The 18,071-nt window shown below is 68.5% G+C and carries 19 protein-coding genes; 12 read left to right on the top strand and 7 right to left on the bottom strand.

Annotation, left to right across the window (positions count from 1 at the left end; genetic code table 11):
- The first annotated feature begins 186 nt into the window (after positions 1–186).
- Together BLS74_RS18125 and BLS74_RS34455 are read left to right on the top strand one after the other, a co-directional pair.
- Positions 187–3,126: a DNA topoisomerase III gene (locus BLS74_RS18125; protein ID WP_093108537.1), complete on the top strand. Its 2,940-nt coding sequence runs from the start codon at positions 187–189 to the stop codon at positions 3,124–3,126.
- 17 nt (positions 3,127–3,143) lie between these two features.
- The gene (locus BLS74_RS34455; RefSeq protein ID WP_170855640.1) at positions 3,144–3,311 is read left to right on the top strand and encodes a hypothetical protein; all 168 of its coding nucleotides are present in this window, start codon (positions 3,144–3,146) and stop codon (positions 3,309–3,311) included.
- A gap of 7 nt (positions 3,312–3,318) precedes the next feature.
- Here the strand turns inward: BLS74_RS34455 and BLS74_RS18120 are convergent, their stop codons facing one another.
- Entirely contained in the window at positions 3,319–4,200 is an 882-nt protein-coding gene (locus tag BLS74_RS18120) for a gamma-glutamyl-gamma-aminobutyrate hydrolase family protein (protein WP_093108536.1), read from the bottom strand.
- 165 nt (positions 4,201–4,365) lie between these two features.
- On the opposite strand from BLS74_RS18120, the gene BLS74_RS18115 reads away from it, so the two are divergent.
- Positions 4,366–5,424 (top strand): sugar phosphate isomerase/epimerase family protein, encoded by a 1,059-nt coding sequence (locus tag BLS74_RS18115; RefSeq protein ID WP_093108535.1) that lies wholly within the window; start codon positions 4,366–4,368, stop codon positions 5,422–5,424.
- Positions 5,425–5,428: 4 nt separating this feature from the next.
- On the opposite strand, the gene BLS74_RS18110 is transcribed toward BLS74_RS18115, so the two are convergent.
- Together BLS74_RS18110 and BLS74_RS18105 are read right to left on the bottom strand one after the other, a co-directional pair.
- Complete coding sequence (locus BLS74_RS18110) at positions 5,429–6,490, bottom strand: S1C family serine protease (RefSeq protein WP_093108534.1); 1,062 nt, start codon at positions 6,488–6,490, stop codon at positions 5,429–5,431.
- Positions 6,491–6,558: 68 nt separating this feature from the next.
- Positions 6,559–8,010 carry a MocR-like pyridoxine biosynthesis transcription factor PdxR gene (locus tag BLS74_RS18105; protein ID WP_093108533.1) on the bottom strand — a complete coding sequence of 484 codons (1,452 nt, stop codon included), beginning with the start codon at positions 8,008–8,010 and terminating at the stop codon, positions 6,559–6,561.
- Between the two features lie 82 nt (positions 8,011–8,092).
- Here BLS74_RS18105 and BLS74_RS18100 point away from each other — a divergent pair, with 82 nt between their 5' ends.
- The 5 genes from BLS74_RS18100 to BLS74_RS18085 all read left to right on the top strand — a co-directional run bounded on the left by BLS74_RS18100 (position 8,093) and on the right by BLS74_RS18085 (position 11,991).
- Complete coding sequence (locus tag BLS74_RS18100; protein WP_093108532.1) at positions 8,093–9,319, top strand: MFS transporter; 1,227 nt, start codon at positions 8,093–8,095, stop codon at positions 9,317–9,319.
- 401 nt (positions 9,320–9,720) lie between these two features.
- Positions 9,721–9,990 (top strand): translation initiation factor IF-1, encoded by a 270-nt coding sequence (gene infA / locus BLS74_RS18095; protein ID WP_028249914.1) that lies wholly within the window; start codon positions 9,721–9,723, stop codon positions 9,988–9,990.
- A gap of 10 nt (positions 9,991–10,000) precedes the next feature.
- Positions 10,001–11,398 (top strand): ATP-dependent RNA helicase DbpA, encoded by a 1,398-nt coding sequence (gene dbpA / locus BLS74_RS18090; RefSeq protein ID WP_093108531.1) that lies wholly within the window; start codon positions 10,001–10,003, stop codon positions 11,396–11,398.
- Between the two features lie 34 nt (positions 11,399–11,432).
- Positions 11,433–11,603 (top strand): hypothetical protein, encoded by a 171-nt coding sequence (locus BLS74_RS34450; protein WP_170855639.1) that lies wholly within the window; start codon positions 11,433–11,435, stop codon positions 11,601–11,603.
- 58 nt (positions 11,604–11,661) lie between these two features.
- Positions 11,662–11,991: a hypothetical protein gene (locus BLS74_RS18085; RefSeq protein WP_093108530.1), complete on the top strand. Its 330-nt coding sequence runs from the start codon at positions 11,662–11,664 to the stop codon at positions 11,989–11,991.
- A 47-nt stretch (positions 11,992–12,038) separates the two neighbouring features.
- Here BLS74_RS18085 and BLS74_RS18080 read toward each other — a convergent pair whose 3' ends face one another.
- The gene (locus BLS74_RS18080) at positions 12,039–12,695 is read right to left on the bottom strand and encodes a TetR/AcrR family transcriptional regulator (RefSeq protein WP_170855638.1); all 657 of its coding nucleotides are present in this window, start codon (positions 12,693–12,695) and stop codon (positions 12,039–12,041) included.
- Positions 12,696–12,815: 120 nt separating this feature from the next.
- On the opposite strand from BLS74_RS18080, the gene BLS74_RS18075 reads away from it, so the two are divergent.
- The 3 genes from BLS74_RS18075 (at position 12,816) to BLS74_RS18065 (ending at position 15,199) form a co-directional block, all read left to right on the top strand.
- Complete coding sequence (locus BLS74_RS18075) at positions 12,816–13,772, top strand: VOC family protein (protein ID WP_093108528.1); 957 nt, start codon at positions 12,816–12,818, stop codon at positions 13,770–13,772.
- A complete protein-coding gene (locus tag BLS74_RS18070; protein WP_093108527.1) occupies positions 13,769–14,677 on the top strand; it encodes a c-type cytochrome in 909 nt (302 codons plus the stop codon). The genes BLS74_RS18075 and BLS74_RS18070 overlap by 4 nt, the downstream gene beginning before the upstream one ends.
- Before the next feature lie 204 nt (positions 14,678–14,881).
- On the top strand, positions 14,882–15,199 hold the full coding sequence (locus tag BLS74_RS18065) for a hypothetical protein (RefSeq protein ID WP_093108526.1): 318 nt from the start codon (positions 14,882–14,884) through the stop codon (positions 15,197–15,199).
- Here the strand turns inward: BLS74_RS18065 and BLS74_RS18060 are convergent.
- Positions 15,196–16,191, bottom strand: a complete 996-nt coding sequence (locus tag BLS74_RS18060; RefSeq protein WP_093108525.1) for a tripartite tricarboxylate transporter substrate-binding protein — start codon at positions 16,189–16,191, stop codon at positions 15,196–15,198. The genes BLS74_RS18065 and BLS74_RS18060 overlap by 4 nt on opposite strands.
- A gap of 15 nt (positions 16,192–16,206) precedes the next feature.
- Positions 16,207–17,406, bottom strand: a complete 1,200-nt coding sequence (locus BLS74_RS18055) for a M20 aminoacylase family protein (RefSeq protein ID WP_093108524.1) — start codon at positions 17,404–17,406, stop codon at positions 16,207–16,209.
- Positions 17,407–17,506: 100 nt separating this feature from the next.
- On the opposite strand from BLS74_RS18055, the gene BLS74_RS18050 reads away from it, so the two are divergent.
- On the top strand, positions 17,507–17,695 hold the full coding sequence (locus BLS74_RS18050; protein ID WP_093108523.1) for a hypothetical protein: 189 nt from the start codon (positions 17,507–17,509) through the stop codon (positions 17,693–17,695).
- 9 nt (positions 17,696–17,704) lie between these two features.
- On the opposite strand, the gene BLS74_RS18045 is transcribed toward BLS74_RS18050, so the two are convergent.
- On the bottom strand, positions 17,705–18,013 hold the full coding sequence (locus BLS74_RS18045; RefSeq protein ID WP_093108522.1) for a plasmid stabilization protein: 309 nt from the start codon (positions 18,011–18,013) through the stop codon (positions 17,705–17,707).
- Between the last annotated feature and the right edge of the window lie 58 nt (positions 18,014–18,071).

Here is an 18,071-nt window from a genome sequence, read left to right as displayed (position 1 = left end):
AGTTTGAATATGTACGCATGCGCGTGCGCGTACGCACGCGAGAAGCGCCAGATTGTAGATGTGACCCCCACGCTCCCGCACTGCGTGTCGTCGCTGCCCCCGAGGGGGGCAGGCCGCCCGTCCGTGCGAAGCGCGGACTTCGCCGCGCTGGCGGCCCGGCGCCGGCCTGAATACGAGGAACTGTTAATGAAGACTTTGGTAATTGCAGAGAAGCCATCGGTGGCCCAGGACATCGTGCGCGCGCTCACGCCGGTGGCCGGCAAGTTCGACAAGCACGAGGAACATTTCGAGAACGAGAAGTACGTCGTCACCAGCGCCGTGGGCCACCTGGTCGAGATCCAGGCGCCGGAGGAGTTCGACGTGAAGCGCGGCAAGTGGAGCTTTGCCAACCTGCCGGTGATCCCGCCGCGCTTCGACCTGAAGCCGGTCGACAAGACCAAGACCCGCCTCAACGCGGTGGTGAAGCAGGCCAAGCGCAAGGACGTGACCCAGCTCATCAACGCCTGCGACGCGGGCCGCGAGGGCGAGTTGATCTTCCGCCTGATCGAACAGTACGCCGGCGGCAAGGCGCCGCTGGGCAAGCCGGTCAAGCGCCTGTGGCTGCAGTCGATGACCCCGCAGGCCATTCGCGACGGTTTCGAGCAGCTGCGCAACGAGCAGCAGATGCAGGGCCTGGCCGATGCGGCGCGTTCGCGCTCCGAGGCCGACTGGCTGGTCGGCATCAACGGCACGCGCGCGATGACCGCCTTCAATTCGCGCGACGGCGGCTTCTTCCTCACCACTGTCGGCCGCGTGCAGACGCCGACGCTGTCGGTGGTGGTCGAGCGCGAAGAAAAAATCCGCAAGTTCGTCAGCCGCGACTACTGGGAGGTGCACGGCAGCTTCCTGGCCGAGGCCGGCGAATACCCCGGCAAGTGGTTCGATCCGAACTGGAAGAAGCCGCCGCCCGGCCCCGACGGCGCGCCCGATCCCGAGCAGCGCGCCGATCGCGTATGGAACGAACGCGACGCCACGGCCATCGCCGAGGCCGCGCGCGGCAAGCCCGCCAGCGTCACCGAGGAAAGCAAGCCCACCACGCAGGCCTCGCCGCTCTTGTTCGACCTGACCTCGCTGCAGCGCGAAGCCAACAGCCGCTTCGGCTTCAGCGCCAAGACCACGCTTGCGCTCGCGCAAAGCCTCTACGAGCGCCACAAGGCATTGACCTATCCGCGGACCGACTCGCGCGCGCTGCCCGAGGACTACCTGCCGGTGGTCAGGCAGACCATGGGCATGCTCGCCAACAGCGGCATGAAGCATCTCGCGCCCTTCGCGAAGCAGGCGCTCGACGACAACTACGTGAAGCCCTCGAAGCGCGTCTTCGACAACGCCAAGGTCAGCGATCACTTTGCGATCATCCCCACGCTGCAGGCGCCCAGCGGCCTGTCGGACGCCGAGCAGCGGCTCTACGACTTCGTGGTGCGGCGCTTCCTCTCGGTCTTCTTCCCGAGCGCCGAGTACCAGGTGACCACGCGCATCAGCACGGTGGAGCAGGGCGGCAGGAAGTACCCGTTCCGCACCGACGGCAAGGTGTTGGTCAAGCCGGGCTGGCTCGCGATCTACGGCAAGGAAGCGCAGGACGACGAGAAGGAAGACGACAAGGACGGCAAGCGGCTGGTGCCGGTCAAGCCCGGCGAGATGGTGCGCGCCGAATCGGTGGAGACCAAGGCGCTCAAGACCCGTCCGCCCGCGCGCTATTCCGAAGCCACGCTGCTCGGCGCCATGGAAGGCGCGGGCAAGACCATCGACGACGACGAGCTGCGCGAGGCGATGCAGGAAAAAGGCCTGGGCACGCCGGCCACGCGCGCCGCGATCATCGAAGGGCTCTTGGCCGAGAAGTACATCCACCGCGAAGGCCGCGAACTCATTCCGACCGCCAAGGCCTTCCAGCTCATGACGCTGTTGCGCGGCCTCGGCGTGGAAGAACTCTCCAAGGCCGAGCTCACCGGCGAATGGGAACACAAGCTCGCGCAGATGGAGCACGGCAAGCTCAGCCGCGAAGCCTTCATGCGCGAGATCGCCGAGATGACGGAGCACATCGTCAAGAAGGCCAAGGAGTACGACCGCGACACTGTGCCCGGCGACTACGCGACGCTGGCGACGCCGTGCCCCAACTGCGGCGGCGTGGTGAAGGAGAACTACCGCCGTTATGCCTGCACAGGCAAATTGGGCCAGGAGCCCTGCGGCTTCTCCTTCGGCAAGTCGCCGGCCGGCCGCACCTTCGAAGTGGCCGAGGCAGAGGCGCTGCTGCGCGACAAGCACATCGGCCCGCTCGAAGGCTTTCGCTCCAAGGCCGGCTGGCCCTTCGTCTCGGAGATCGTGCTCAAGTACGACGAGGAGGCGAAGAACTGGAAGCTCGAATTCGACTTCGGCGACGACAAGAATGCCGAGAGCGGCGAGATCATCGACTTCAGCGGCCAGCAGTCGCTGGGCCCGTGCCCGAAGTGCGGCGCGCGCGTGTTCGAGAACGGCAGCAACTACATCTGCGAGAAGTCGGTGCCGACGACCGAGCAGCCGACGCCGAGCTGCGACTTCAAGACCGGCAAGATCATCCTGCAGCAGCCGGTGGAGCGCGCCCAGGTCGAGAAGCTGCTCGCCACCGGCAAGACCGACCTGCTCGACAAGTTCGTCTCGATGCGCACGCGCCGTCCGTTCAAGGCCTTCCTCGCCTGGAACAAGGACGAAGGCAAGGTGACTTTCGAGTTCGCACCGCGCGACAGCAAGTTCCCGCCGCGCAAGACCTTTGCCAGGGCGGCGCCCGCGGCCGCAAAAAAGGTGGCTGCCGCGAAGACGAAGACGCCTGCAGCCAAGAAGGCCGCGCCCGCGAAGAAGGCCGCCGCGCCCAAGGCGCCACGCAAGCCGGGCGCCGGACTCAAGCCCAGCGAGGCCCTGGCCGCGGTGATCGGCGCGGAACCCGTGGCGCGCACCGAAGTCATCAAGAAGCTGTGGGACTACATCAAGGCCAACGGCCTGCAGGATGCGGCCAACAAGCGGGCCATCAACGCCGACGCCAAGCTCAAGCCGGTGTTCGGCAAGGACCAGGTGACGATGTTCGAGCTCGCGGGTATCGTGGGCAAGCACCTCGGCTGATCAAGAAGGAGATTCCTGTGAAGAAGCTCGTTTCCATGCTCCTCGTCGCGATCGCGCTCGGCACCGTCGCCGGCTGCGCATCACGCGCCGTCGCCGACGGCGACCGCTCCGCCACCACCGGCGGCAGCGGCATCACGGTGTTCGGCACCATCGACGCGGCCGTCAGCGGAAGCCGCAACCGCTAAGCAGCAACTAGCGCATCAGCAGCGCCTGCCGCAGCAGCCGCGCCGCGCGGTTGCGGATGCGCCCCGGCGCGCTGCGCAGCGGCCCCCGCGGGCTCACCTTCGCGGTCGCGCAGGCCCAGAGAAAGTCCTGCAGGATGGCCGTGTCGTCCACGGTCTCGGTGCTGCCGTACTTGTGGAACTCCGGATGCCACTGGGTGGCGGCGATGTAGCTGCGGCCGCGGTCGACCCGGCGGCGGATGGCTTCGGGCACGTGGTCGGGGATGCTCCAAGCGTCGACCTCGAAGCCGGGCGCGATGTCTTTCACGCCCTGGTGATGGATGCTGTTGACGCGCGCCGTCTCCATGCCCGGATAGAGCTTCGACAGGCGCGAGCCCGGCGTGATGCGGATGTCGTGGAAGTGCTGGTCGTAGGCCACCGGGTCGCGATGCCGGATGCCGTTGGGATGCTGCGCTTCGATATCCTGGTAGAGCGTGCCGCCGAAGGCCACGTTGATGAGCTGCAGGCCGCGGCAGACGCCGAAGATCGGCTTGCCGACTTCCTCGAAGGCCTCGACCAGCGCAAGGTCATAAAGGTCGCGGACGCGGTCGCCGATCCAGGCGTCCTTCAGCGGCACCTCGCCGTAGCTGCCGGGCCAGACATCGGCGCCGCCATGCATCACCACGCCGTCGAGCCACTCCGCATAGTGCGAGAGCTTGGTGTCGCCGCGCGCCGTTTCGCCGGTCGGGCAGGGCACCATCACCACCATCGCGCCGGCCGACATCAGCCAGTGCGCGATGGACTGCTCGACATACTGCAGCGTCTTGTTGGTGAACAGCGAACGCTCCGGGTCGGCGTGGGAGAAGCAGGCAGACAGGCCGATCTTGAGGCGTCCGGAAACGGTTTGTGGCATCGCAATCAAGGCTGGCGCCGCGCGGGCCGCGCCGCCCTTGGTGAACAGAAGAGTATTGTGAAACGTTCGAAAGGCCCGCGCAGACGACAGCCACCCGCAGCTGCGTCGGACAGCGCCGCGGAGATAGGATCGCCTCTTTTCTGTTCGTGACCCCAGGAGATACCCATGAAGACCATCAAGGGCCCGGCCATCTTCCTGGCCCAGTTCGCGGGTGACAGCGCACCCTTCGATTCGCTCGACACCATTGCCGCCTGGGCGGCGAGTCTCGGCTACAAGGGGGTACAGATCCCGAGCTGGGACGCCCGCCTCTTCGATCTCAAGACGGCCGCGGAAAGCAAGACCTATTGCGACGAAGTGAAGGGCATGCTGGAGCGGCACGGTATCGAGATCACCGAGCTCTCGACCCATCTGCAGGGCCAGCTGGTGGCCGTGCATCCAGCTTACGACACCGGCTTCGACGGCTTCGCCGCACCCGAGGTGCGCAACAACCCGGCCCGGCGCCAGCAATGGGCGGTGGACCAACTGCACCTGGCGGCCCGCGCCTCGGCCCATCTCGGGCTCACGGCGCATGCGACTTTCTCCGGCGCGCTCGCCTGGCCCTATCTTTATTCGTGGCCGCCACGCCCGCCGGGACTGATCGAAGAGGCCTTCGACGAACTCGCGCGGCGCTGGCTGCCGATCCTCAATGCCTTCGACGATGCCGGCGTCGACGTCTGCTACGAGATCCATCCGGGCGAGGACCTGCACGACGGCGTGAGCTACGAGATGTTCCTCGAGCGCGTGGGCCAGCACCCGCGCGCCTGCCTGCTGTACGACCCGAGCCACTTCGTGCTGCAGCAGCTCGACTACCTGGCCTACATCGACCACTACCACGAGCGCATCAAGATCTTTCACGTGAAGGATGCGGAGTTCACCCCGACCGGCAAGCAGGGCGTCTACGGCGGCTTCCAGTCATGGATCAACAGAGCAGGGCGCTTCCGCTCGCTGGGCGACGGCCAGGTCGACTTCAGGGCGATCTTCTCGAAGATGGCGGCCTACGACTTCCCGGGCTGGGCGGTGCTCGAATGGGAGTGCTGCATCAAGCACCCCGAGGACGGCGCCCGCGAGGGTGCGAAATTCATCGCCGACCACATCATCCGCGTGGCCGACCGGGCCTTCGACGACTTCGCGGCCGGCGGCGTCGACACCGCGGCCAACAAGAGGATGCTGGGGATCGCGCCTTAGATCCCTAGATACCGGAAGGCTTGCGCAGGGTTTGCATGCGGTCGACCGCCTGGATCCGGATCTTGCGCGTCTCCGAGCCCTGCTGCACCGTGAGCACCACCTCCGCATCGGGTGCCGGCCGCTTCCAGAGCTGCTTGTAGAAGGCCTCGAGCGTGGCGACCTCGATGCCGTCGACCTCCAGCACCACGTCGCCGGGCTGAAGCCCCGCCGCCAGCGCGGGCCCCTGCCGGTCCACGCGCACGATCTGCACATGCCCGTCGCGTTCCGAGGACGAGAGGCCGAGCCAGGGCCGGATGCTCGCCCGCGTGCGGCCGGTGGACTGCATCTCCGCCAGCACCGGGCGCAGCAATTCGACCGGCACGAACATGTTGCCCGGCAGCGTGCGATCGGCGCCCGCGGCCTCCAGCACGAACAGGCTGCCGATGCCGACCAGCTCGCCGTTGCGGTTGAAGAGCGGTGCGCCGCTGTGGTTGGCCACCGGCGGGCTGGTGAAGAGCGCCGATTCGATGTGGTATTCCCAATAGCCCGAGAAAGGCCGCGTCGCGATCAGGCGCGTAAAGCCCACTTCGGTGCCGCTGCTGCTGCCGGTGGCGACCAGCAGCGGCTCGCCCGGCGTCAGGCCGGCGACGCCTGCCAGCGGCACCGGCTCGACGCCGCGCAGCGGCACCAGCGGGCGCAGCAGGCCGAAGCCGGTCGCGAGGTCGTAGGCGATCTGGCGCGCAGGCAGCGTGCGATCGTCCTGCGTGATGACTTCGATGGTCTCGGCTTCCAGCAGCAGATAGCCGATGGTGAGGATCAGGCCTTCGGGCCCGATCACCACGCCAGAGCCCGATCGCCGCATCCCGAGGGTGTCGGCCGAGGTGGCGCCCTCGGTCGCAGTGATGCGCAGTGCGACGACCGCGTCGCCCGCGCGCTGGAGGGCCTGGACCTGCGGGGACACGGCTTCGGTCTGGCGCGGCGCGCCGGGGGTGGCGGCATGCGCCGCAGAGAGCACGGACAGAGCGAACAACCAGAGGGCGCAGGCGACCAACGCCCACAACCGTCGGGGCGATTCTCGAGTCTTCATGGCCGCGCTCCTTGGAACGAAGTTGAGTGTGATGGTGCGCCGCAAGCGACCAGCTCGCAAGTGGCCGACTACATCAACCCCACCAGGCGCTGGACAGCCTCCTCGATCCGCTGCGCATCGATCAACCCATAGCCGAACGCCAGCCCGTTCGTGCCCGTTCCCGCCAGTGCATAGCGCTCCAGCGAAGACAGCGCGATGCCCGCGCCGGCCGCGCGTTCCACCACCGTCTCGGCACGGCCGCGCCCGCGCAGCCAGGCCGACAGATGCAGCCCGGCCTCCGACGGAATCAGCTCGAGCCGCCCGGCTGCATGCCTGGAAAGCGCCTCCAGCAGGACGGTGCGCCGCTCGCCATAGACGCGGCGCATCTTGCGGATGTGGCGAGCCAGGTGTCCTTCGGCAATGAAGGCGGCCAACGCATCCTGGGCCAGCGCCGGGCTGTGCCAGTCGGCCAGTTCGCGCGCCTGCACCAGTGCCGCGCGCGCCCATGGCGGCGCGACCACGAAGCCCAGGCGCAGCGCCGGGAAGAGGCTTTTCGAAAAGGTGCCGACGTAGAAGACCGAGCCGGCGCGGTCGAGCGTCTGCAGCGCGTCGAGCGGGCGGCCGGCAAAGCGGAACTCGCTGTCGTAGTCGTCCTCGATCACCACCGCGCGACGCTCGCGCGCGAAGGCGAGCAGCTCGGCGCGGCGGCGCGGCGACATGACGGTGCCGAGCGGGAACTGGTGCGAAGGCGTCACGCAGATCACGCGCACATCCGACGGCAGCCGATCGACGCACAAGCCCTCGCCGTCGAGCGGCACCGCCACCAGCCTGGCGCCCGCTGCCGTCATGGCCTGGCCCAGCGGCGGATAGAACAGCTGCTCGACCGCCACCACCGTGCGGCCCGGCACAACCAGGATGCGCGCCAGCAGGTTGAAGGCCTGCTGCGCGCCGGCGGTGACGACCACGTCGGCCGCGGCGCAGGCCACCGCCCGCGTGAAAGACACATGCCGCGCGATCGCCTCGCGCAACGCGGGCTGCCCCTGTGGATCGGCGTAGTCGGCCGGCACGCGGGTGATCGCGCGCAGCGCGCGGTCGGAGAGCCGCCGCCAGATGTCGAAGGGGAAGGCGCCGGCCTCGGGCAGGCCGACGCGGAAGTCGTCGCGTGCCGGCGCGGTGTGCAGCACGGGCTCGCGCGCCATGCGCGGGCTGCGCAGGGGAACCAGCCGCGCATCGGGCCGCTCGGGCCGGCCGGCGACAGCAGCCGGCGCGCGCCGCGGACGCGGCAGCGTGTCGGCCACATAGGTGCCGGCGCCCGGCCGCGCCAGCAGATAGCCCTCGCTCAGCAGCAGATCGTAGGCCGCGACCACGGTGTTGCGCGAGATGCCGAGCGTGGCCGCGAGCGCGCGCGAGGCCGGCAGGCGCAGGCCGGGCTGCAGCCGGCCGTCGAGGATGGCGGCGCGCAGCTGCCGGTGCACCGCGCGCAGCAGATCGCGCGATCTCTCGGGCGGCAAGCCGATGGCCAGTTCGAAAATTGGCTCCATGAAGTTCGTCGATTGTGGATCTTTTTTTGGTCCACTTTCAATCCTATTCTCAAGCCGTCAAGAACCTCACCAGGAGTACGAGATGCCCGAACTCTGCGTCACCCAGCCCCTCGCCGCACCGGCAACAACGCCCGCCCATCGCCTGCCATGGAGCCTCGCCTGGCTCGCGCTCGGCGCCTTCGCGATCGGCACCGAAAGCTTCATGATCGCGGGCCTGCTGCAGTTGCTGGCCGCCGATCTGCAAGTGAGCGCGGCCCGCGCCGGCCAGCTGGTCCTGCTGTTCGCGCTGAGCTATGCGATCGGCTCGCCGCTGATGGCGGCGCTGTTCGCGCGCATCGAGCGCCGCCGGCTGCTGATCGCGGGCCTGGCCGCCTTTGCGGCGATCGCGCTCGCGGGCTCGCTGGCGCAGAGCTTCGCGCAGCTGGCGCTGGTGCGCGTTGCGCTCGGGCTCACGGCCGGCGTGTTCCTGCCTACCGCAAGCGCGGTCGCGGCCTCGCTGACCGCTCCGAGCCTGCGCGGCCGCGCACTGGCCGTGGTGACCGGCGGCGGCACCGTCGCCGTCGCGCTGGGCGTGCCGCTCGGCGCCTGGATCGCGGGCTGGGGCGGCTGGCGCATGGCCTATCTGCTGGTCGCCATCCTCGCGGCACTCGGCGCACTGGGCCTCGCCAACGGCCTGCCGAGGCAACTGCCGCGCGAAGCCCAAGACAATGAAGCCCGCTCGCCGGCCCTCGCTGCGGCGCGCCAGCCGGGCCTGCTGCCCGCGCTGCTGACCACGGTGCTATGGGCCACCGGCGGCTTCAGCTTCTACACCTACATCTCGGTCTTCCTCACGCAGACGCTGGGCTTCGGCGCCGAAGGCGTGGGCGCGGTGCTTTGCGCGATCGGCGTGGCCGCGGCCGTCGGCACCGCTGCCGGCGGCTGGGCCACCGACCGCTTCGACGCCGACCGCGTCGCCCGGGCCTTCGCTCTGATGCTGGTCCTGATCCTCGGCGGCCTCTCCCTGGCGGCTGAGGCCCTGCCGCGCTCGGCCGCCGTGCCGGCGATCGTCATGCTCGCGACGCTCTGGGGTTTTGCCGGCTGGGGTTTCGGCCCGGCGCAGGCGATGCGGCTGATCCGCCTGGCACCCGCGCAGGCACCGATGACGCTCTCGCTCAATGCCTCGGCGATCTACCTCGGCATCGCGTCGGGCTCCGCGCTCGGCGGGTTGGCCATCGATGCGATCGGCGTCGGCGCGCTCGGCTGGGTCGGCTCGGCTTGCCAGTTCGCGGGCCTGATGCTGCTGATGCGCGCAGCGCGTTCCGCTCGCTGAGCGCGCTACATTTTCGATAGCACTTCACGCAGGAAGGGCGGCATCTGCCGCCCTTTGCCTCGATCCGACGGTGCATTGCCAAGCAACAGTCATACCATCTCGGTTAGAATGCGGAGTTCGTTTCGATACCCGACGAAGTATTTCGTCACTCAGCCGGCTGACCTGGAATACCAGGCCTTTCATTCTCAAGCCGGCTCACACAGTGTGTTGGTGCGCCAGACCGGGCGCCCATGATTGCCACCACTGCCTTCGTACCGTTGAAGCGAACAGCGCGCTGTCCGCTCCGGTGGGCGCCATTTCCGGCCCGGCCTGCGCCCGTTTCACTGTTTGTTCGCGCATTGCGGCGTCGCAATGCGCAGGCGCCCGATTCGAACCATCTACACACACTATTCGGAGTCCTCATGCCCAAGGAAGAACTGATCGAAATGAACGGCGCAGTCACGGAAGTGCTGCCCGATTCCCGCTACCGCGTGACCCTGGACAACGGTCACCAGCTGATCGCCTACAGCGGCGGCAAGATGCGCAAGCACCACATCCGCATCCTGGCCGGCGACAAGGTGTCGCTGGAGCTGTCGCCCTACGACCTGACCAAGGGCCGCATCACCTTCCGCCACCTGGAACGCCGCGGTCCGCCGCCGGTCAACAGCGGCAACAACTCGCAGCGCCGCTGATCCTCTTGCCGTGACGGGTCCCGCCACCGACTTCGCCGCGCTGCCGCTGACGCCGCAGACGCTCGCGAACCTGAAGCAGCTCGGCTATCTGCAGATGACGCCGATCCAGGCGGCCAGCCTGCCGCCGGCGCTGCTCGGCCATGACCTGATCGCGCAAGCCAAGACCGGCAGCGGCAAGACCGCCGCCTTCGCGCTGGCGCTCCTGGCCAACCTCAATCCGCGCCGCTTCGCGGTGCAGGCCATGGTGCTGTGCCCGACGCGCGAGCTGGCCGACCAGGTGACGACCGAGATCCGCCGCCTGGCGCGCGCCGAAGAGAACATCAAGGTGGTCACGCTCTGCGGCGGCGTCGCATTGCGCGGGCAGCTCGCCAGCCTCGAGCACGGCGCCCACATCGTGGTCGGCACGCCGGGCCGCATCATGGATCACCTCGAGCGCGGCAGCCTCGATCTGGAAGCGCTCAACACGCTGGTGCTCGACGAGGCCGACCGCATGCTCGACATGGGCTTCTTCGACGACATCGCCAAGGTCGCGCGCCTGTGCCCCAAGGAGCGCCAGACCCTGCTGTTCTCCGCCACCTACCCCGAAGGCATCGCCCAGCTCAGCGCGCAGTTCATGAAGAACCCGCAGCAGATCACGGTGCAGGTGCAGCACGAGGAAGGCAAGATTCGCCAGCGCTGGTACGAGGTGAAGGACAGCGAACGGCTGCACGCCGTGAGCCTGCTCCTGAACCACTTCCGCCCGCCGAGCACGCTGGCCTTCTGCAACACCAAGCAGCAGTGCCGCGACCTGGTACAGGTGCTGCAGGCGCAGGGCTTCAGCGCGCTGGCCCTGTTCGGCGAACTCGAGCAGCGCGAGCGCGACCAGGTGCTGGTGCAGTTCGCCAACCGCAGCTGCTCGGTGCTGGTCGCCACCGACGTGGCCGCGCGCGGGCTCGACATCGCGCAGCTCGAAGCCGTGATCAACGTCGACGTCACGCCCGACCCCGAGATCCACATCCACCGCATCGGCCGCACCGGCCGCGGCGATGCAGAAGGCCTGGCGCTCAGCCTGGCGAGCATGGACGAGATGGGCAGCGTCGGGAAGATCGAGCAGTTGCAAAGCCGCGAATCCGAATGGCACCCTCTGGCCGGACTCGCCGCCACCCAGGCCGAACCCCTGCAGCCGGCCATGGCCACGCTGCAGATCGTCGGCGGCCGCAAGGAGAAGATCCGCGCCGGCGACGTGCTGGGCGCGCTCACCGGCGAGGCCGGCTTCACGCGCGACCAGGTCGGCAAGATCAACGTCAACGAGTTTTCCACCTATGTGGCGGTCGATCGGCGCATCGCGCGCGAGGCCGTGCACAAGCTTTCCACCGGCCGCGTCAAGGGCAAGACCGTCAAGGTACGGTTGCTCGACGATGTGGCTTAATTACGCCCTTCGACCTTTTTTATCCGAGCTTTCCATGACCAAGAAAATCCGCACCGAGGCAGATCGCATTGCCACTCCCAAGCCCGTTCCGATGCCCGGCTACAGCCTGCCCAAGATGGGTGGCGGCCAGAAGGTCAGCCTCGAGCGCGGCACCGCGACCCGCAGCAAGAAGAACCCGGGCAAGCGGGCCAAGAAGGGCGGCTGAACGCGCCTCGCGCTTCATTGTCCAAGCTCCGGAATACGCGCCCTCGGGCGCGTTTTTCATGTCCGACGACTACCAGATCCACATCCCGCCTTCCTTCTTCGCGATCTACACCGACGCGAGGCAGCGCCTGCGTGAGCCGTTGGCCACCGTGCGGGCGCGCTACGAGGTGTGCGAGGACCTCGCCAACCACCTGGTGCAGCACGCGCAGCTGCTGCATCACGTCGAGGTGCCGTCGGAAGAAGAAATCCTCCTGCGCATCCATGCCGGGCTGAACTCGCCCGAGGCCGGCGTGTCCGCGGCAGAGGCTGGCTGGATCGTGCAGCGGCTGGCCGAGCTGCTCGGCTGGAACTGTCCGCCGCTCGACCATCGCACCCACCGTTCGGGCTGAGCCCGTCGAGGCCTGTCCCGAGCTTGTCGAAGAACCCTTCGACAAGCTCAGGGGGAACGGTGGCGCGCAACCGGCGCCTCGCCCATGAGTGGAAAGGGCGGGAGCGGCCGATGCGCCACTTCCTTGGCCGCGGCGTGCTCCATGCCCAGTCCGCGCAACACGCAGGTCGCGACCTCGCGGCCATGGTTCGGCGGCGCCAGCCCCAGCGCCACGCTGCGCATGGCCTGTGCGACGGTGCCGTTGATCAGGTCCATCGCCGCCGCCTCGTTGGGAATGCGAAAAGCCTTCTGCTTCACGCCCAGGCGCAGGTCGGCCAGCACATAGTCGCGGATCTCGAGCAGCAGCTCGGGCGCCGCGGCCGCCACATCCAGCATCATCAGCGCCCACTGCGGGCTCTGCTCGGCCAGCCAGATGTAGCGCTGGTTGCCGATCGCCATGCGCTGCGCGCCCTCGGCGATCCCTTGCTGGCTGTCGGCGATGCGGCGGCACAGCGTGTCGGCCAGCAGCAGCGCGACGGCGCTCGCGACTTCCTCCTTGGTCTTGAAGTGGTTGTAGACCGTGCCGGTCGTCATGCCCGCGACTGCCGCCAGTTCCTGCATGGTGGCGCCGGCGAAGCCGCGCGCCGTGAAGACCCGGATCGCCGCCTGCACCAGCTGCACCCGCGTGCGCTCGCGCTTCGCCAGGCCCAGCTGGGGCCGCCACACACTTTCGGCCAGGGCCTCTGGCAAAAGTGGTATGGACGGGTCGCCCAAATTCAGGACATCATTCATTTTTAGACACATCCATCATTTTTGCCCCCAACCTTCATTTATAGAGAGTTTGCCATGCCTCCCGATCTCCGCCTCGGCTATCTGGTCTTCGAAGCGCGCCGTCTTCCTCGATGGGAGGCGTTCTGCCAACACATGCTCGGCCTCGCCGCGCCTGCGGCCAACATCGACGGCAGCCTCGGCTGGCAGATCGACGAGGCCTGCCAGCGGCTGATCGTTCAGGAAGGCCCGACCGACGACCTGGCGGCGCTGGGCCTCGAATGCGCGAACGACGAGGTGCTGGACAGCCTGCTGCAGCGCCTTCGCCAGGGCGGCATCGAAGTGACGGCAGCCGACGCGGCGCTTCGCAGTGCGCGCCGCGTGCAGCGGCTTCATCGCTGCACCGACCCTTGCGGCAACAGCGTCGAGCTGTTCACCGGCCTGGCCGCCGCCGCGCAGCCTTTCGCATCGCCGGTCTTTCCCGAAGGTTTCCGCACCGGCGAGCTGGGCCTGGGCCATGCCGTGCTGGTGTCGCACGAGCTGGCGGCGATGGAGGCCTTCTACGTCGGCCTGCTGGGCTTCGGCGTGACGGAGCGGCTCGCAACGCGTGTCGGCCCGATGGACATCCGCGGCGTGTTCCTGCACTGCAACCGCAGGCATCACTCGATCGCGCTGTTCGACATGCCGCTGTCCAAGCGCATCCACCACTTCATGCTGCAGGCCGAGCGGCTCAGCGACATCGGCATCGCCTTCGAGCGAGCGCGCCGCCACAAGGTGCCGCTCTCGCTGGAACTCGGCCAGCATCCCGATCCCGACGGCACCTTCTCCTTCTACGGCGCCACGCCCTCGGGCTTCGACTTCGAGATCGGCGCCGGCACGCAGACCATTGACCCCACGGGCTGGGAAACACAGCACACCGATGTCACCAGCGCCTGGGGCCACAAGCCGAAGCTGCGCCTGCAATTGAAGATGGCCGCCGGGCTGATCACGCAGAAGATGTCCGGCGCACCGCGCCAGGCGAAGGAGCTCGCATGACGACAACGACCAAGCGCTGGCTCAAGCGCGGCGCCCTGGCCCTGCTGATCCTCGTCGCCCTCGCCGCCGCCGCCCTGTTCGCCGGCGACCAGCTGGCCCGCCACAAGATGCAGCGCAAGCTCGAGGTCGCGGTGAAGGCCGTGCCCGTCCGCGAAGACGCGGCTGCGCTCGAACGCGGTCGCTATCTCTACGCCTCGCGCGGCTGCGTCGACTGCCACGGCGCCCAGGGCAACGGCAGGATGTTCCTCGACGACGGCAAGGGCATGCGCATCGCCGGGCCCAACATCAGCCCCGGCCCCGGCAGCGTGGTCGCGGGCTACGCGCCGGAAGACTGGGTGCGCGCCATCCGCCACGGCGTCGACCCCAAGGGCCGCGTGCTGATGGTGATGCCGAGCGAGGACTACAACCGCTTCACCGACGAAGACCTCGCCTCCCTGGTCGGCTACATCCGCAAGATGGAGCCCGCCGCGGGCGGTGCGGCGGTACTCGACCTGCCGCTGCCGGTGCGCGCCTTCTACGGCTTCGGACTGATGCACGACGCCGCCTCGAAGATCGATCACACGCTGCCGCCCGCGCAGCCGGTGCCCGACGGCGTGAGCGTGGCGCACGGCGCCTACGTGGCCAACATGTGCCTGGGCTGCCACGGCGTCAAGCTCAACGGCGGCAAGATTCCCGGCGGCCCGCCCGACTGGCCGGCCGCGGCCAACCTGACGCCTGGCGAAGGCACGTCCATGACGCGCTATGCCGACGCCGATGCCTTCGCGCGCATGTTCAAGACCGGCAACCGGCCCGACGGCACGCCGATCAAGGTCATGCCCTTCGGATCGCTCGGCCAGATGAACGACACCGACGTGCGCGCGCTCTTCCTGTACCTGAAGAGCCTGCCGCCCAGTCCGCAGGGTTAGCGTCCCGCGAGCGCCTCGCGAAGCCAGGGGCGTGGAAGGCCGCTTGCCTGCAACGCCGTCGCGCCTGTCCTTGATCAAGCTCGCACCGCGCGAGCGCACGGGTCCCGCGGCCCGGCACGAAGTCGTGGCCAGTGTGGACAGCGCGACCGGTCGTCCGAGGGCCTCGCGATCAGTCGCGACGGCCGCCACATCGCGAAGGTGAACATGCGCGAAACCGCCTTCGCACCCGATTCGCCGCGCTACACCAAGCAGGCTTCGATCAGCTATTTCAGCTTCGACCCCGGCCGCAGCGCACTCGCCAAGGTGGGCGACTATCCCTTCGAGGGCATGCTGCCGGAGGGCGGCAGCTTCGATGCCGCCGGCCGGCATTTTCTGGCGACGGTCTTCGAATACGCGGACGGCAGCACGCCCGCCGGCGGCATCGAAGTCTGGCGCTTGGGCGATGCCGGCAAGCCGGGCCTGACGCACCTGGGCCGCATCGTGGTGCCGCACGGCGCGCACCACGTCGAGCTCACGCCCTAATCGATCTTCGCGCCCGAGGCCTTGACCACCACGCCCATCGCGTCCCAGTCGGCGCGCAGCAGCTTCTGGAAATCCTCGGCCCCGGAACTGCGCGGCTCGACGCCGAGGCGCATCAGGCGCTCCTGCATCGCCGGCTCGGAGATCACCTTGTTGAGCGCCGCATTGATCTTGTCGACCTCGGCCCTGGACGTGCCGGCCGGTGCGAGCAGGCCGATCCACGAATCGAACTCGTAGCCCGGCAGGCCGCTCTCCATGGCGGTCGGCAGCTTGGGCAGGAAGGGGCTGCGGACCTTGCCGGTGGAGGCCAAGAGCGTGATGCGCGCATCGCCCTGCAGGCCGATCACGCCGATGCTCGACGAAGTCACCGCCTGAACGCGGCCGGCCAGCACCTCGTTCACCGCCTCGCCGGTGGACTTCATCGGGATGTGCGTCATCTGCAGACCGGCCTTGGCGAGGAAGGAGGCCATCGCGAGGTGCGTGGCGCTGCCGTTGCCGGCCGAGGCGTAGTTGTACTTGCCCGGATTCGCCTTCACCTCGCGAATGAACTCCGCCGTGTTCGACACCTTCATGTCGCTCGACACTGCGACCACGTAGCCGGCATTGCCGATGCTGGCCACGCCGACGAAGTCCTTGAGCGGGTCGTAGGGCAGCTTGCTGTAGAGATGGCCCGCGATGTGGTGGCTGGCCGCCGCCAACACCAGCGTGTTGCCGTCGGCCGGCGCCTTGGCGACGATCGCCGCGCCCACCGTACCGCCCGCGCCCGCGCGGTTCTCGACGATCACGCTGGCATTGAGCGCCGTGCCCAGCTCGTTGTTGAAGGCGCGCGCCACCGTGTCCTGCACGGCGCCGGTGCCGAAGGGCACCACGACGCGGATCACGCGCTGCGCATGCGCGGGCGCCGCGGCTGCCAGGGCCAGCAGGCCGGCCGCGGCGAAGGCGGCCAGGGAACGTCGGGTGAACAGGTGGGACATCGCAGCGGCCGCTTTCGTCATGGTTGTTCTGGAAGTTCAGGTGCCGGCCGGAAGCCAGCGCTCCACCAGCTTCACGAAGTAGCTGGCGCCGATCGGAATGATCTCGTCGTTGAAGTCGAAAGACGTGTTGTGGATGATGCAAGGACCGGGCCCGTGGCCTTCGAGCCGGTGGTCGCCGTCGCCGTTGCCGAGGAAGGCATAGCAGCCCGGCCGCGCGAGCAGCATGTGGGCGAAGTCCTCGGCGCCCATCACTGCGGGCAAGTCGTCGGTCACCATGTCCTCGCCCACCACCTCGCGCATCACGCTCGCCGCGAACTGCGCCTCGGCCTTGTGGTTGACCACCGGCGGCGAGGCGCGCACGAAGCTCACCTCGGCCGTGCACTCGTGCGCCTGCGCGATGCCCTGGGCCAGCGTGCGCAGGCGCTCCTCGATGCGGTCCAGCGCGGAAATCGAGAAGGTGCGCACCGTGCCGCCCAGCGTGGCGACGTCGGGAATCACGTTCGGCGCGTCGGAGCCTTGCAGCTGCGTGACCGCGAGCAGCGCGCGCTCGGTGCTCGCGATGGTCTTCGGCACCAGGGTCTGCAGCGCCTGCGCCAGCGCGACGACGGCACCCACCGGGTCGATGCCCGTGTGCGGCATCGAGGCATGCGTGCCGCGGCCGCGCATCGTGATCTTGTAGGTGTTGCTCGAGGCCATGAGCGCGCCTTCGTTGAGCGCGAAGCGGCCGACCTCGCCCACGGGAAAGTTGTGCAGCGCAAACACCGCGTCGCAGGGGAAGCGGTCGAAGAGCCCGTCCTGGATCATCTTCTTGGCGCCCGCCTTGCCCATCTCTTCGGCCGGCTGGAAGATGAAGTTCACCGTGCCGTCGAAGCGGCTGCCCTTCTGCGCCAGGTGCCATGCGGCCGCCAGCAGCATCGTCGTATGGCCGTCGTGGCCGCAGGCATGCATGCGGCCCGCGTGGGTGGACTTGTGGGCGAACTCGTTGGCCTCGGCAAGCGGCAGCGCATCCATGTCGGCACGCAGGCCGATGCTGCGCGTGCCTGTGCCCTGGCGCAGCACGCCCACCAGCCCGGTGCCGGCGATGCCGCGGTGCACCTCGATGCCCCATTCGGCGAGCAGCTTGGCGACCTTCTCGGAGGTGCGGTGCTCTTCGAAGCCCAGCTCGGGATGCGCGTGGATGTCGCGGCGAATGTCGACGAAGCGGCTGACGTCTGCGAAGGAATCGGCGAGGTTCATGACGGCGGTCGTGGGGAAGAAGCCACGGATTCTGACGCAGCTTGGCCCGGCGCGCGTCCCGGCCTAGGATGGCGCATCACCGATCCGATGAAGGCCCGCCATGAGCAACGAGCTGCGCAGAAAACTGCACGAGCTGCAGGAGCTGTCGAACAACGCGCCCGACCCCCAGACGCGCGCCATCATCGAGGCCCTGCGGCTTCAGACCGCGATCCTCAACGAGCGCCTGTTCGCCATCGAGCTGCAGCTGGCCGAACTCGGCAAGGGCGGCCTGCCGAAGCCGGAGCCCTGAGCGTCGCGCTCAGGCGCGTGCGGCGTTGCGCTTGCGCGTGGCGGCGGCCTTCTTCGCCGAGGCCGAGCGCTCCGCGGCGCTCCGGCTGGCGGAGGCCGAACCGCCGATGTGGCCGCCCTTGCGCGAGGGCGCATGGCTCTCGGCCTTGCCGCGGCCCGAGCCGCTCTTCTTGCCGCCGCCGGTCTCGGCGTTCACCGTGGCCCATGCGCGCCGCTCGGCTTCACCCTTCGCGACGCCGCGTTTCTCGTAGCCTTCCTCGATGTGCTCGGCCTTGCGTTTCTGCTTGTCCGAGTAGGAGGATTTGTCACCTCTTGGCATGACGATTCCTTTCGTAAGACCTGGAATACGGCAAGGCTGCGCTTCACGAATCACTGGT

Origin of the sequence: Variovorax sp. CF079, from assembly GCF_900101545.1 — a bacterium.
Classification (GTDB): domain Bacteria; phylum Pseudomonadota; class Gammaproteobacteria; order Burkholderiales; family Burkholderiaceae_C; genus Variovorax.
The sequence above is the reverse complement of the archived record's forward strand: the minus strand, read 5'-3'. Positions and strand labels throughout refer to the sequence as shown.

What these genes read in the sequence shown, in the direction of transcription:
- BLS74_RS18050 (WP_093108523.1), top strand. Translation starts at nt 17,507, where the DNA reads ATGAGCAACGAGCTGCGCAGAAAACTGCACGAGCTGCAGGAGCTGTCG.
- BLS74_RS18085 (WP_093108530.1), top strand. Translation starts at nt 11,662, where the DNA reads ATGTCCGACGACTACCAGATCCACATCCCGCCTTCCTTCTTCGCGATC.
- BLS74_RS18060 (WP_093108525.1), bottom strand. Translation starts at nt 16,191, where the DNA reads ATGACGAAAGCGGCCGCTGCGATGTCCCACCTGTTCACCCGACGTTCC.
- BLS74_RS18075 (WP_093108528.1), top strand. Translation starts at nt 12,816, where the DNA reads ATGCCTCCCGATCTCCGCCTCGGCTATCTGGTCTTCGAAGCGCGCCGT.
- BLS74_RS18065 (WP_093108526.1), top strand. Translation starts at nt 14,882, where the DNA reads ATGCGCGAAACCGCCTTCGCACCCGATTCGCCGCGCTACACCAAGCAG.
- BLS74_RS18115 (WP_093108535.1), top strand. Translation starts at nt 4,366, where the DNA reads ATGAAGACCATCAAGGGCCCGGCCATCTTCCTGGCCCAGTTCGCGGGT.
- BLS74_RS18105 (WP_093108533.1), bottom strand. Translation starts at nt 8,010, where the DNA reads ATGGAGCCAATTTTCGAACTGGCCATCGGCTTGCCGCCCGAGAGATCG.
- BLS74_RS34450 (WP_170855639.1), top strand. Translation starts at nt 11,433, where the DNA reads ATGACCAAGAAAATCCGCACCGAGGCAGATCGCATTGCCACTCCCAAG.
- infA (WP_028249914.1), top strand. Translation starts at nt 9,721, where the DNA reads ATGCCCAAGGAAGAACTGATCGAAATGAACGGCGCAGTCACGGAAGTG.
- BLS74_RS18100 (WP_093108532.1), top strand. Translation starts at nt 8,093, where the DNA reads ATGCCCGAACTCTGCGTCACCCAGCCCCTCGCCGCACCGGCAACAACG.
- BLS74_RS18120 (WP_093108536.1), bottom strand. Translation starts at nt 4,200, where the DNA reads ATGCCACAAACCGTTTCCGGACGCCTCAAGATCGGCCTGTCTGCCTGC.
- BLS74_RS18055 (WP_093108524.1), bottom strand. Translation starts at nt 17,406, where the DNA reads ATGAACCTCGCCGATTCCTTCGCAGACGTCAGCCGCTTCGTCGACATT.
- BLS74_RS18045 (WP_093108522.1), bottom strand. Translation starts at nt 18,013, where the DNA reads ATGCCAAGAGGTGACAAATCCTCCTACTCGGACAAGCAGAAACGCAAG.
- BLS74_RS18125 (WP_093108537.1), top strand. Translation starts at nt 187, where the DNA reads ATGAAGACTTTGGTAATTGCAGAGAAGCCATCGGTGGCCCAGGACATC.
- BLS74_RS18110 (WP_093108534.1), bottom strand. Translation starts at nt 6,490, where the DNA reads ATGAAGACTCGAGAATCGCCCCGACGGTTGTGGGCGTTGGTCGCCTGC.
- BLS74_RS18070 (WP_093108527.1), top strand. Translation starts at nt 13,769, where the DNA reads ATGACGACAACGACCAAGCGCTGGCTCAAGCGCGGCGCCCTGGCCCTG.